Origin of the sequence: Bacillus luti (assembly GCF_001884105.1) — a bacterium.
Classification (GTDB): domain Bacteria; phylum Bacillota; class Bacilli; order Bacillales; family Bacillaceae_G; genus Bacillus_A; species Bacillus_A luti.
The window spans coordinates 59,230-73,036 of record NZ_MACI01000068.1; the positions used below are offsets into that span (position 1 = coordinate 59,230).

The window sequence follows — 13,807 nt, forward strand, 5'->3', positions numbered from 1 at the left end:
TTGGAGGATTAATATGGATATAGCAAATAAAATGGAAGTTATATTAAATGAAAGAAAAAAAATAAATTTGAATGATGACTATAGGATACAAAAAAGTTGGAATGAAATAATAGAAGTTCTCTCAGAAAATGAGGAAAATACTATAAGATATTTAGAGAACTGTAGTAAAGAAGAATTATATTGGATAAGTGAAGTTTTGGAAGATATAGTAGAAATTATACAAAGTAAAGAACTAATTAATTGTTTAAGAAAATTAGATGGAAAATTTCCAGAATTAGAAATGACAAATGATATTGATATTGCAGAAAGTTATATAGAAAATCCTTAAATTAAAGGAATAGTTGGTGTACTTAAGCATAGAATCATGGAATATAATGATACTTTCTTGAAATTCATAGATCATGATGGTTGTACCATCGTGGAGTACTGTGTGCAATGAGAGGATAGAAAAAGAATTACGAGCTTAGGCGAGATGACATTTTACTGTACGACGAATATTAAAGACTTGGAATGGGCAAAAAACTTACAAATTTATGCTACTTAAAAACATATGAACTTAAAGCACTTGGTTGTCTATTTGAGACAATAAGTGCTTTTTTAATTGAAAGGTAAGCTATAAATTTATTGAAATTATTTTTATGAATTAAAGCTAACAGAATATGCACATAGGCTTTAATTGCAGGTATATAGTATGTTTTTCAATGTCAAAAAACATTAAAAAAAACAGGGCAAAATTATTAAATAGCCGGGTCCATTGTAGAAATGTTTGAAGGTATCTCGCTCATAGGCGGATCTAATTTCTTAACTATCGTGGCAGAAGTAGGAACTGGTGGGTTAGCATCACCAATTGTTATTCCATTAGATATAGCAGCAACAGCTACTGGGGCAAGTCTTTTTGTACATGGTGGATTTATTTGGAATAAATCGATTCAAAATACTAAGGATACTATTCAAAAAATCCAGTCTTCTGGTGGAGGTGCGGCTAACGGTAAACCTAGCAGTAACAAAAATACAACTGTAGATAATTTTGATGCAAAAACAGCTACAAATAAGCAAAAAGGTAATTATGGTGAAATAAAATCTAGTGACAATTTATTGAATAATCAAAGTTTAAAAGAAGCTGGATTTGATTTAAAGCCAGTCGGAAAAAGTGCACCATCAGGCATAAATGATAAAATAGTAAAAGGAATTGATGGATTATACGAAAATACAAATGCAGAATCAAAGATCAAATACGTTATAGATGAAGCTAAATTTGGTAGTTCACAATTAGGAAAAACTAAAGATGGACGACAAATGTCAAATGATTGGTTGAATGGTGCGAAGACGCGAAAAAGTAGGATATTGAAGGCTGTTGATGGAGATGAAGTATTAGCAGAAGAGATTAAGGATGCATTGGAAAACGGTGCAGTAGAAAGAGTACTATCAAAAGTCGATAGTAGTGGGAATGTGAAAACATTTAGAATAGATACAAAGGGAGACATAATTGGAGAATGGCCATAATTTTAAAAACTAGGGGGAATTGAATGATATGAGAGATCATTTATGTATAGAAGAAAAATGTAAAAAAGGAATAGAATATCATAAAAAGTTTATTGAAAAAAATAGAGTTAAAATTAAAAGTTTAAAAGAAGATGAAAAAAATGGTATTCAAAGGTATCCTAATGACAATAATAGTATTATAGAAGGAACCTATCTATCAAATTTTAATTATGCGTTGGATGATATTATTGCGAAATACTCTTTAGGAGAAAATATCCATACAATGGAAGCAGGTTTTGAGAATGCCCTCATTGATTTGGGGCATATAGGGGAAAGAGAAGTTGGATATTTAAATCTAATTTGGATGATATCTCTAGGGATTTTATTAGAGACGGAGAAAAAGAATCTTGTAAGTTTAGCTAAACTAGTTGAGAAGGAAAATATGAACGACGCAGTAATTGATTTCCTCTTATGCACTAGTGATATCGGATACACAAAAATGACGAATGTTTATTTTAAAGAAAATCCATATGCAAAAACGAGAGAATTTATAGAACTTTCACAAACAGATAAAAAAGAAGCGTCTAAAAGATTACAAACGTATATGGAGAAAGAATGGTTTAAAGGCCATTATGATTATGAATGGAAAAATGCGCATAAAGAACCTGGATATGTAGGGTATTGGAGCTTTGAGACAGCTGCACTAGTAAAGATACTCGGACTTGATGATACAAGTTTAAAAGATAATAATCATTATCCATATGATTTGGCACATTATAAAAATGAAATGAAATTTAAGCATATAGACCTAAGTGAATATCACTATGAAGATGAGACAGAAGAAATCGAGGATATAGTAGAAGGAATTGAACATAATCCTGCATTGGAAAACATTATTCCGCCAAGATGGCATTCATTTGTCAATGAATTAATATGTGATTATGAGAATATGAATGATAGTAGTTTTTATGAAAAATACAAAAAAACGATAGGAATAGGTCAAGTGTGGTTTTTACCACAAGAGTATGAAGAAGAAAATGAGCAAAAAAATCTATTAGGAAGTTTAATTGTGTTTGCCCTGACGGTAAGAGATTACATATTACAATTGGACTATAAAGAAGATTTAGAGGACTACATCGATAATCTTAAAAATTTCTGGAATGGATCAGAAACAAAGTTAGTTCAATTTATGTTAGAGAATGATCAAAATTATTATGCATGGGTACCAAAAGAAGCAAGTATCCCAAATATGTATGAAGTGAAGATTGAGAGTGTCGATGTAGAGGAAGTTCTATAACGAACAAATCGAAATATTACGAATCATGAGTAACGTTGAAAATTTAATTATACAGAAATTAATGAATTAAGAGGTTGAAAATAATTGAGGCTTTAATTGTTGTAAAACGATGTTTTTTATTTGATAAAATTGAGGTGACACACGGAACTGCTGGTCAAATCGTTAGACCTAGATAAAGAGGTGGTATTGGTGCCTTTTAAAAATAAATAAATTTGTTCGGCGCTAAAAAATCGTATTATCATAAATGCTAATAGAGACAAAAAAGTATGACAAGAAGAGTTTTAATATTAGAAATTTTATTGGTGTTAATAACGAAAGTCTATATAAGGCAAGGTGAGGAATGTAGATTAAGTGAGGAAATTCAATAGAAGTGGAGAACATTTATTTGAAAACAATAATCAAAAATATAGGTGATAAAAATATAAAAGCTAAAGTAGAAGAACCTTTAAGTTTTCATGTAGAAACCCTATTTAATTTATTATCTAATGTAGAAGATAAATTAGCAGATAGATTTTCAATACAAGTTGGATGGTCTGTTTATAGTTTATATAAGTATGAAGATTATTATCAAATTATCACCCGGGATTATACTAAAAATCCTTTTAAAGATACAACGGAAGATTTAACGATTGCATTATGGGTACAACTAGAGCAATCGCATTGCTTACGTCGATTAAATATAGAGGGGGAATTAATAAAATTTAATGATAAGATTGTGATAGCGAAAAATGTGTTGCAACAAGAAGAGATTTATTTACAAAGATCTAGTGGTTGTGATGAAGGTGATTCGGGTTGGTATATAGCTCCTATTAATGAAGAAGTATCAGGAGAATTAGAGACCATATACGCCTACGAATTATTAAAAATGAAACCTGCAATTATTCAAGTACTAGCTTTACCTTATAATTATTTAGTAGTTTTTGAGAAAGACGAAATTAAATCGATTTTAAATGAAAGTGATATTGATATTTGGAGTGAAATAGAAAGATAGTGAATGTATATAAGGTGTTAAATACCCAATATGAAAATTACGTGAGTTAAGCACTTCATTGTCAATATACGACAATAGGTGCTTTTTTGCATGCAGTGAAGAAAAAATATAAAATTCATTTTCACTCTATTTCATCTTTGAATTACATGTTATAATTTGGAAAAAATATATTCTTAATTTTTAGATAATTTAAAGGTGGTAGATTACTATATGAGTACATTAAAGAAAATTACTAACAATATCTCGAAGGTTATTATAGGAAAAGATGAATCGATTGAACTTGCAGCCATAGCACTCATAGCAAGAGGGCACATTTTATTAGAAGATGTACCTGGGACGGGAAAAACAACATTAGCGAAAAGTTTAGCGAAAAGTGTGGACGCTAAATTTCAAAGAATACAATTTACAGCGGATACTTTGCCTGGAGATGTTATTGGTCTTGAATATTTTAATGTAAAGGAATCGGATTTTAAAACGAGATTAGGACCTATTTTTGCAAATATAGTATTAGTCGATGAAATTAATCGAGCTGTACCGAGAACACAATCTTCGTTACTTGAGGTTATGGAAGAGCGTACCGTTACAATTGCGAAACAGACACATTCATTACCAGAACCTTTTTTAGTTATTGCGACGCAAAATCCACTCGAATCAGCGGGCACATTTCCGTTACCAGATGCTCAGTTAGACCGGTTTTTACTCACAATACGCCAAGGTTATCCTACGAGAGAAGCAGAAAAGGAAATGATGAATCGATTTCAAATAAATGATCCGTTAGAAACGTTACATTCTATTATTTCAAGTGAAGAAATTATTACGATGCAAAAGCGTGCAAGAGAAGTGTTAGTAGGGAATGATGTGCAAGATTATCTTCTTGAAATTATTGAAGCAACTCGTAACCATGAGTTAATTGAAATTGGTGTAAGCCCTCGGGGAACGTTGGCATTTATGAGAGCGATTCAAGCACGGGCTATATTAAATGAAAGAGATTACTGTACGCCAGATGATATAAAACTACTCGCTGCATCCATTTGTGCCCATCGTTTAACGTTAACGATTGAAGGAGAGATGAAAACGACGAAAGAACAAATCATGAAAGAAATTCTTCATACGATTAGTGTGCCAGTGGAGAATGTACGATGAATCAACAACTTGTGTATACACCTTTAGCGGAGCCTTTCGTAATGGGAGTTATGTTAGTTTTAGCCGTTATCTTAAGTGTATTTTCAAGTAATCTACTCTTATTATCTCTCGTATTTTTGTATGTGATTTTAATAGGTGCTACGCATGTATACATGCGTAAAGTATCTCGTGTTGAATGGGAATACAGTCAAGGGAATTCAAATGTTTTCATAGGTGAAACGAATATGTGCAAAATTAAAATTTCAAACAAGTCGATATTTCCTATTCTTAATATCGTATTTCGATTTAAATGTGAAAATAAGCTAACTTGGAATCATGATGAAATAAACAAAAATCATAGTACAGGTTCAAATTATTATATGAATTTTAATTTAAAAGGAAGAGAGTCTGTTTCATTTGATTTGCAGGCTGTAGCGTTAAAAAGAGGAATTGCGAAATGGGAAGAAGTTGAAATTGTTATTACTGATCTCTTTGGATTCGTAACGAACCATATAACATATAAACAAGTTGATACACCCTCCTATTTAGTCTTGCCAGCTGTTCCGAAAATACAAGTTCCTGAATTACAAGAATGGTCGCGAGGATTTCGAAAAGCGATGTCTTCACCGTTATATGATGAAACGAAAGTAATGGGAGTGAAGTCTTATGAAAATGAAGATTTTCGTTCCATCCACTGGAGCGCAACAGCGAAAACAGGGACGATAACCGCGAAAAAGTACGAGCGAACGCAATCAGATAAATACGCGATTTATCTCAACTTGCAAAACAAAAGTGGTGTTTCTTTGCGAAATGATACAGAGGAACTAATCGAATTAACGGCGGGTATATGTAAACAACTGCTCATGCAAAACTGTTCATTTGAAGTATGGATCAATAGTGTAAAAGATAACGGTTTGTTACATATAAAAAATGGGGATAATCGGAAACATTTGCAAAATGTATTAAAGGTGCTTGCCTCAATATCGGATCAAGATACGCCTGTATCTTCTTCTTATTTTTACACAGCAGGTTTTCGTCGTAAGGAACTGGATGCGGTTCCTTTAATCCTTGGTACTTCACCAAAGAAATATAGTAGAACGAATAAATGGATTGTAATTAAAGAATAAGAAGGGGCTTATGTCATGGTTAATAAAGCACGGCGTATGAAAGTGAAGTTGTGGAGTGTAAGAGCTTTAATCATACTTTTTTTTACGATTAGTGCAATAACGTTATCACAGGGTGTGGTGCATGTGCAAGACATAGTAAAAGAACGTTTTTTTAATAAGACGGAGACAATGTTGGAAAGAAATTATGACTTTACTAGTATAAACGAACAGTTTGATGAGCCTGAAAGAATTATAGATGAAGAAACAGGAGTTGTAGATACAAGAACGAAAATAGATAGAAAAATCCCGCTTTTCAAACGGGTGAATTCATGGAGTGATTTGTTTTCTGTACTTTCAAATTCATGGATTACTGTAGCTTTTTATGTAGTTATTGCAGTAGTAATTATATATTTTATTTATAAATCAGTTAGGAAAAAGTTAACGAAATCAGAAATGGAACAAGAGAAACAATCGGTAACAAAAGAAAATACGGTAAGAATCGAAAAGAGCGAGAAAGTGAGGCATCAGTTAGAGCAACCATTGCCTACAGATACGATTAGAAAAACGTTAGTTGAATGGGAAAGAACATTACCATTTCATGAACAAAGAAGGGATTATGAAACAATGCAACAGTGGCTAGAAAGAATTTGTAGAACGAGAGATATTATTCCGTTATATGAGTCTGTTCGATATGGTGAAAAGACGTATACGGATTTAGATGTGGAAGAAATAATGAAGTGGGTAGAGGGAGATGGGAAGGTGGATACATAAATATCCACCTTTTCTTTTTTTATACGGAAATTTGATTAACATGAATCATTTTTATATATGAAACCGTCTTCAAATAAGAAAATGAAATGAACTTTATTTACTTATATTTTATTACGTGTTAACCTATATTTAATTTTTGTAAATTATAATTAATTTCAGATTTTTTAAGGGTGTGAAAATGTAATGAAATCGGTATTAAAAAGCATACTTATTTCCTTTGTTTTTTCTGCAATAGGTATGTGTTGGTTGCTGTTCTTATTATTCATAGGGGACGGAGACTGGTTATTATCTTGGATAGGTGTATTAATGGCATATTTATCTTTATATACTTTGATAGATTTATATTGTAAAAATACATACGATAAAAAAATAAGTATATGGCTTATAAAAATAGCAGTTACTAGCTTTAGTTTTGCGGTATTAGGAATCTCATTTTGTATCATACATGAGCTATTAACACCATGGAGTCTTAGTTTAATGGTGTGGTATTGGTTGTTAATGTTAGTATTATTTTTAACGACTATAATATCATTAATCAGTTTAGTAGTTGTTAATCGTAAAAATCAGAATTTCACCGGTGGATATAGAATGCTCATACTTCTAAATGTATTTCTTACATTGGGACCAGTTTTATGGCCGCTATTACTTTCTATTATTGGAAATGGTATGAATGCTAGTGCGGGCTCGTAAAAAGGAATTTAGATTAGTTGTGTAAAGAATAGGATGAAAAGTTGATATAGAATTTTAAATGTTTATGAGAACATGTTTACATAAAAAATGAAAACATGTTCTCTTTTTATTTGCATGCATAACTCTTCCTCAGTTTAACCTAATTAAATTTAAACGTAAGTATTTCGTAAGGAATGGATAAGAAAAAAGAGAGGTTTATCGTATAGGATGAAAGTATAGCTTGAATCAATACGATATTAATAGAGGAGAGAAAGCCTTATGAAAACACGTAATCAAATTAAGTTGGCAAGTTTAGCAGTTTTATTAGCGGGTACTACTCTATTCACGCCAGGTTTTACTGTGACTGCAGAGTCAAATCAAAATATTTCTAGTTCGTCACAAGTACATGATCAAAAGAATCGTAATGGCTGGAAACAAGTAATGCAGGAAACAGTACAGCTTGGTGCTGTAGGGATATTAGCTAAGGCGTCTAACAACGGAAAAACTAGTAGTTTTACTGCTGGCGTGGCGGACTTAAGTACAAAGAAACCGGTGAAATCGGATTATCGCTTTCGGATCGGTAGTGTGACGAAGACTTTTACTGCCACGACTGTTCTTCAATTAGTAGGAGAAAATCGCGTACAACTTGACGATCCAATTGAAAAGTGGCTGCCGGGTCTCGTGCAAGGAAATGGGTATGATGGCAATCAAATTACGATACGACAACTTTTGAATCATACGAGTGGTATCGCTGAATACTTAAAGTCAAAAGATGCGGACATAATGAATTCGAAAAAAACGTATTCCGCAGAAGAAATAGTGAAAATAGGCCTTTCTCTGCCTCCAGATTTCTTGCCGGGTAAAGACTGGTTGTATTCAAACACAGGATACGTAATATTGGGGATGCTTATTGAAAAAATAACTGGTAATAGTTATGCGGAAGAAATCGAAAAGCGAATTATTGAACCTTTGGACTTGGCAAATACGTTTTTACCAGGAAATTCACCCGTCATCCCAGGAAAGAATCATGCTCGTGGATATGTGAAAATGGAAGGAACAGGCGAGTTGAAAGACATTACGTATTATAATCCGAGTTTAGCTAATGCAGCTGGAGATATGATTTCTAATGCGGATGATTTAAATAATTTCTTTTCATCTTTACTCGGTGGTAAGTTACTGAAGGAACGTGAGCTAAAAGAAATGCTTACTACAGTTCCTGTAGAAGGAAAAGGGGTTGGTGACGCATACGGTCTTGGAATCTATGAGACTAAACTTCCAAACGGTGTTTCAGTTTGGGGGCATGGAGGAGGAATTCCTGGATTTACAACTTTTGCTGGGGGAGTAATTGGAGGCAAACATACATTGGCTATCAGTCTTAACTCTATAGGTGGGGTCGATATTGTTCCGCAGTTAAATAAAATGATGCAAATTGAATTTAATAAATAGATGAAAAAAATCTGCTATAAGTTGTATCACGCACGAGCTATTAACACGATGGAGTATGGGCATAATGGTTTGGTATTGGTTGCTAATGTTAGTATTCTTTTAAACGACCATAATATCATTAGTTGGTCTCGTATTTGTTAATCGTAAAAATCAGAATTTCACCGGTGGATATAGAATACCTATACTTCTAAATGTAATGCTTACGTTAGTTAAGGCTAGTATTACTTGAAATGGTATGAATGCTAGTGCTGGATGGTAAAAGGGAATAAAGGGTTTGAAACGTTTAAAAGAACATGTTTATAACTAAATATAAACACGTTCTTTTTTAGTGATAAATATAAATATGAATTCACTTTCAATCGTTAGGTATGACTTTCACTATTTTTGCAGGCACTCCTGCAACGACAGTGTTTTCAGGTACGTCTTTCGCAACAACTGCACCTGCAGCAACAACTGAATTGTTTCCTATAGTCACACCAGGAAGTATAGTTGCACTAGATCCGATCCATACATTTTCACCAATTGTAACAGGGGAGGCGTATGTTGTGTTTCTAGTTTTTAAAGTTAGCCCGTGATTAAGTGTGGCAATTGTAACATTCATACCGATCATACAATTATCTCCTATATGAATTCCGCCCTATCTTGAAAAGAACACCCAGTGTTAAAAAATACGTTTTTTCCAATCGTTATATTTTTACCGAAGTCTGTATGAAACGGCGGAAAGCACATAAAAGATGAATCAATATTGTTTCCTGTCAATTCGCTAAAAAGCGTCACAATTTCTTCTCTGGAATGATAGGATGTATTCAATGACATTGTAATCTTTTGCGCTTCATAGCTACATTGAACTAATAGCTCATGTAATTCTTTATCCTCACCTGAAATAGGATTACCTTCCTTGCAAAAGTTTATAAAGTCTTTTATATCCATTGTTATACTCTTCCTTTAAGGCGTTAATCTTTTCAATGCAATCATAAAATGATACGATTCCAATATCAAATACCTATATTAAATACATTCGTATGCCTGTTAGGTATATATAAGGAGACTATCGTGGAAATTCGAGTGTTACGCTATTTTATTTCTGTAGCAAATGAAGAAAGTATTTCAGCAGCCGCAAAACAGTTACATTTGTCGCAACCTACATTATCAAGGCAACTGAAAGATCTAGAAACGGAATTAGATACAGCTTTATTTATAAGAGGAAATAGAAAAATTTCTTTAACAGAAAAGGGAAAGTATTTACTAAAACGGGCGAAGGAAATTGTTGCGTTAGCAGATAAAACCGAAGCAAACTTAAAAGATTCAAAAGAAATAATAAGCGGAGAAGTTTACATTGGTGGCGGTGAGACTGAAGCGATGCACCTTATCGCTAAAACATTAAAAGAATTACGTACAGATTATCCGGGTATTCGGTTTCATTTATATAGCGGAAATGCTGATGATATTAAGAGTAAATTAGATAGTGGATTATTAGATTTTGGTATCGTTATAGAGCCAACAGATAAACAAAAATATGAATATGTACAATTGCCAGCTAAAGATACATGGGGTGTTTTAATGTGTAAAGATAGTCCTTTAGCGGACAAGCAGTTTATTAGCCCAGTGGATTTAATAGATAAGCCATTATTCATTTCACGGCAAACAACTGTTAGCAATGAATTAGCAGGGTGGTTTGGGCAAAATATTGAAAATTTAAATGTCGTTGCAACTTATAATTTGCTTTACAATGCAGCACTTATGGTTGAAGAAGGTATTGGGTATGCATTATGTTTAGATAAACTTATTAATACATCGGGAAACAGTAAACTTTGCTTCAGACCTTTACACCCTAATCTAGAAGCGAATTTAAATATTATTTGGAAGAAAAATCAAGTGTTTTCTAATGCGGCCAATGCATTTTTAAATCAGCTTCGAAATAGTATGAACGAATCATAATTTCACATGCAAAATAAAAAAGACGTTTCATCTTATTAAGGTGGACGTTTATTTTATTTTTATGAAATAGTCATCAGTTTTTTTAAGTATAAGTAAAACACATTCATAGAAATGTTCATGTTTCAATATGGGAAGAAATGTACTTGTGATATAATTCTGAAAATTGTTGTTTTTTATAATTATTCAATATAATAGACGTAATAGGGGGAAATACAAGGGGATATGAAATGAATAATTGTTTATTTGATTAATTATTTTTAAGCTTAACTAATATAATAGTGGAGTTGAATACAATGGAAAAAAATCAGTATAAATGGAGTAATCAACAATTACGAGAGCATGTCGAAGTAGTAGATGGCAAGAGAAGTCCGCACATTTTATTAAAGAATGCAACGTATTTAAATTCTTACTTACGTAATTGGACAGTAGCGAATATTTGGATTTATGATGACAGGATTATATACGTAGGGGAGAAGTTACCGGAGCAATTAACGGATTGTGAAGTCATTGATTGCGAAGGAAAATATGTTGTACCTGGTTACATAGAACCGCATGCACATCCATATCAATTATATAACCCAGAGACGCTAGCAAATCATGCGATGCAATTTGGGACAACAACTTTTATTAATGATAATTTAACTTTATTTTTTACATTAAAACGTGAAGAATCATTTCGTTTAGTAGAGGAATTTAAAAAGACTCCAGCTACTATGTATTGGTGGTGCCGTTTTGATGGACAGACTGAATTACAAAACGGGGAATCTTTGTTTAATAGTGAAGAAATAATAGAGTGGCTGCAGCATGAAGCGGTTCTTCAAGGCGGAGAGTTAACAGCATGGCCAAAACTATTACATGGCGATGATGAAATGCTAACTTGGGTGCAGGAAACGAAGCGATTACAGAAAAAGGTAGAAGGACATTTCCCAGGTGCATCTGAAGCAACGTTAGCAAAGCTAAAATTATTAGGCACGGATTGCGATCATGAAGCGATGACAGGGCAGGAAGCGTTAAATCGCCTTATGCAAGGCTACACCGTTTCTCTTAGAAATTCTTCCATTAGACCGGATTTAGAAGTTTTATTAAAAGAATTGTTGGAATTAGGTGTGAAACAGTTTGATAGATTCTTTTTTACAACAGACGGTTCGCATCCGTCATTTTATGAAAACGGAATGACGAATCGCTTGATAGAAATAGCGATAGAGCAAGGGGTACCGGTAATAGATGCGTATCAAATGGCCAGTTATAATATTGCCCGTTATTATAATATGGAGCATGTGCATGGTTCAATTGCGACAGGTAGATTGGCCAATATGAATATTTTAGAAAGTAAAGAAAACCCAGTACCAATCAGTGCCATTGCAAAGGGACAGTGGGTAAAGCGTGACGGAGTAAACAAAAATGAATCGTTACTTATAGAATGGAGTAACTTTAAAGTAAATCCACTAACATTAGACTGGTCCATAGAAAAAGAGGATATGATTTTCCCTAATAAAACGGGTATACACTTATTAAATAACGTTATAACAAAACCATATGTAAGTGAAATTGACTTAAACCACGATGAACTTTCTATTGATCATGATGAATGTTTCTTAATGATGATTGCTCGCGATGGGACTTGGCGAGTAAATACAGTTGTAAAAGGTTTTGCGAAAGAATTAGGTGGTCTTGCTAGCTCTTATTCCGGCACAGGTGATATGATTTTGATTGGAAAGAGTAAAGGTGATATGCTTACAGCTTTTCATAGAGTAAAAGAGCTCGGCGGGGGAATGGTAATAGCTGAAAAGAATGAAGTGTTACATGAAATTGCATTACCGCTACTTGGGATTATGTCAGATGAAAAGATGAGTAATGTAATAAAGAAAGAGAAAAAGATGGTGAACTTACTGCAAGAAAGAGGATATGCTTATGACGATCCAGCATTTACAATTTTATTCTTTTCTGCGACACACTTGCCTTTTATAAGGGTAACGCCTATAGGCTTATATGATGTGAAGAATAGTAAGGTACTGGCTTCGCCGGTGAATTTGATAAAACAATATTAAAAGGAAAGGCCCTATAATAGTCTAAGTTATAGGGCCTTTTACATTATTAGCATAAGAATATTGTAAGCCTCAAATAATATAGTATCTAAATCATTTGAGGTGATATGTAAATATGAAAAAAATATTTTACATTTTAAGCGTATTTATTTTGTGTGTATCGATACAACACGTTGTACATTCCCAATCAGATGCACCAAGGTTATCTTCGGATTGTCTTGAAGAAAGAAAAATTCGAGATGAAAAGTATGTGAAGAGTATAATGCAGGACATTAAATCTACATTTAATTTAAATATTGATGAACATAGTTTTTGGGAAGTAAGTAAAAGAGATCTGGAGGCTGCCCATTTGATGTATGGTGGAAAGGAAAATGATTCTTATTATAATTCGCTAACTAAAATTTATGATAGTGGTGGATTTAGCGAGCAGCCTAGCTTATTTGTGAGTGCACAAGAAGCATTTTTACTTTATAAAGAAAAAGATAATATCAATGTAATGAAACGTCTAAACCTAGACGTTGAAAAAGGGGAATGGCTCGTTATAAAAACGAAAAAGAAGAAAGGGAAAAAAGTGAAATTCAAGCCGTTGCAATGTGAAAAAGATTATATGAAAAAGAGAAATGAATAACAAAATACTTATTAATGCTGTTTTTATCCCGCGTTAACGGACAGTAAAACTCCCACCTCAAAATTCAGTTGGAGCAAAGAAGTTAGGTGGGAGATCAACTGTCCGTAAACGTCCGATTGGTTCAACTAATAATCAGTGGGGGATGAACAAAACCCCCACTGATTAAAGTTTCACTTTATTCAACGATATTTTGCTGTTGATTTGAAATAGAAAAAGGTAAACGAACATATTAGCTTTATGGAATATGTTTGTTTACCTTTTTTTGAGAGATTTAAAAATTTGGGGTGTTGTTAGTTGAAAATTATGTACTGG

General features: G+C 33.0%; 13 protein-coding genes and 2 pseudogenes. 13 read left to right on the top strand and 2 right to left on the bottom strand.

The features are described from left to right. The first annotated feature begins 13 nt into the window (after positions 1-13). From BAQ48_RS15660 to BAQ48_RS27635, 10 genes and pseudogenes are all read left to right on the top strand, one after another. A complete protein-coding gene (locus tag BAQ48_RS15660; RefSeq protein WP_071711792.1) occupies positions 14-328 on the top strand; it encodes a hypothetical protein in 315 nt (104 codons plus the stop codon). A 413-nt stretch (positions 329-741) separates the two neighbouring features. Further along, positions 742-1,503 (top strand): annotated as a pseudogene (locus BAQ48_RS27070) (hypothetical protein); the annotation flags it as partial. Positions 1,504-1,531: 28 nt separating this feature from the next. Then, positions 1,532-2,779, top strand: a complete 1,248-nt coding sequence (locus BAQ48_RS15670) for a PoNi-like cognate immunity protein (RefSeq protein ID WP_071711793.1) — start codon at positions 1,532-1,534, stop codon at positions 2,777-2,779. A gap of 385 nt (positions 2,780-3,164) precedes the next feature. After that, the gene (locus BAQ48_RS15675; protein WP_071711794.1) at positions 3,165-3,770 is read left to right on the top strand and encodes an immunity protein Imm33 domain-containing protein; all 606 of its coding nucleotides are present in this window, start codon (positions 3,165-3,167) and stop codon (positions 3,768-3,770) included. A 210-nt stretch (positions 3,771-3,980) separates the two neighbouring features. Continuing rightward, complete coding sequence (locus BAQ48_RS15680) at positions 3,981-4,913, top strand: AAA family ATPase (RefSeq protein WP_071711795.1); 933 nt, start codon at positions 3,981-3,983, stop codon at positions 4,911-4,913. After that, the gene (locus BAQ48_RS15685) at positions 4,910-6,019 is read left to right on the top strand and encodes a DUF58 domain-containing protein (protein ID WP_071711796.1); all 1,110 of its coding nucleotides are present in this window, start codon (positions 4,910-4,912) and stop codon (positions 6,017-6,019) included. The genes BAQ48_RS15680 and BAQ48_RS15685 overlap by 4 nt, the downstream gene beginning before the upstream one ends. A gap of 15 nt (positions 6,020-6,034) precedes the next feature. After that, positions 6,035-6,769, top strand: a complete 735-nt coding sequence (locus tag BAQ48_RS27630) for a hypothetical protein (protein WP_071711797.1) — start codon at positions 6,035-6,037, stop codon at positions 6,767-6,769. Between the two features lie 183 nt (positions 6,770-6,952). Beyond that, the gene (locus BAQ48_RS15695; RefSeq protein WP_071711798.1) at positions 6,953-7,459 is read left to right on the top strand and encodes a DUF3902 family protein; all 507 of its coding nucleotides are present in this window, start codon (positions 6,953-6,955) and stop codon (positions 7,457-7,459) included. 258 nt (positions 7,460-7,717) lie between these two features. Continuing rightward, complete coding sequence (locus tag BAQ48_RS15700) at positions 7,718-8,884, top strand: serine hydrolase domain-containing protein (RefSeq protein WP_071711799.1); 1,167 nt, start codon at positions 7,718-7,720, stop codon at positions 8,882-8,884. 22 nt (positions 8,885-8,906) lie between these two features. After that, positions 8,907-9,113: pseudogene (locus BAQ48_RS27635) on the top strand (DUF3902 family protein); the annotation flags it as partial. A gap of 126 nt (positions 9,114-9,239) precedes the next feature. Here BAQ48_RS27635 and BAQ48_RS28575 read toward each other — a convergent pair. Both BAQ48_RS28575 and BAQ48_RS28580 read right to left on the bottom strand, forming a co-directional pair. Beyond that, a complete protein-coding gene (locus BAQ48_RS28575; RefSeq protein WP_423219975.1) occupies positions 9,240-9,515 on the bottom strand; it encodes a DapH/DapD/GlmU-related protein in 276 nt (91 codons plus the stop codon). Then, a complete protein-coding gene (locus BAQ48_RS28580) occupies positions 9,506-9,814 on the bottom strand; it encodes an LbetaH domain-containing protein (protein WP_415783900.1) in 309 nt (102 codons plus the stop codon). The genes BAQ48_RS28575 and BAQ48_RS28580 overlap by 10 nt, the downstream gene beginning before the upstream one ends. A 123-nt stretch (positions 9,815-9,937) precedes the next feature. On the opposite strand from BAQ48_RS28580, the gene BAQ48_RS15715 reads away from it, so the two are divergent. The 3 genes from BAQ48_RS15715 (at position 9,938) to BAQ48_RS15725 (ending at position 13,495) form a co-directional block, all read left to right on the top strand. Next, complete coding sequence (locus BAQ48_RS15715; protein WP_071711800.1) at positions 9,938-10,822, top strand: LysR family transcriptional regulator; 885 nt, start codon at positions 9,938-9,940, stop codon at positions 10,820-10,822. A gap of 293 nt (positions 10,823-11,115) precedes the next feature. Beyond that, entirely contained in the window at positions 11,116-12,870 is a 1,755-nt protein-coding gene (locus BAQ48_RS15720) for an adenine deaminase (protein WP_071711801.1), read from the top strand. A gap of 112 nt (positions 12,871-12,982) precedes the next feature. Next, positions 12,983-13,495 (top strand): hypothetical protein, encoded by a 513-nt coding sequence (locus BAQ48_RS15725; protein ID WP_071711802.1) that lies wholly within the window; start codon positions 12,983-12,985, stop codon positions 13,493-13,495. Positions 13,496-13,807: the final 312 nt, after the last annotated feature.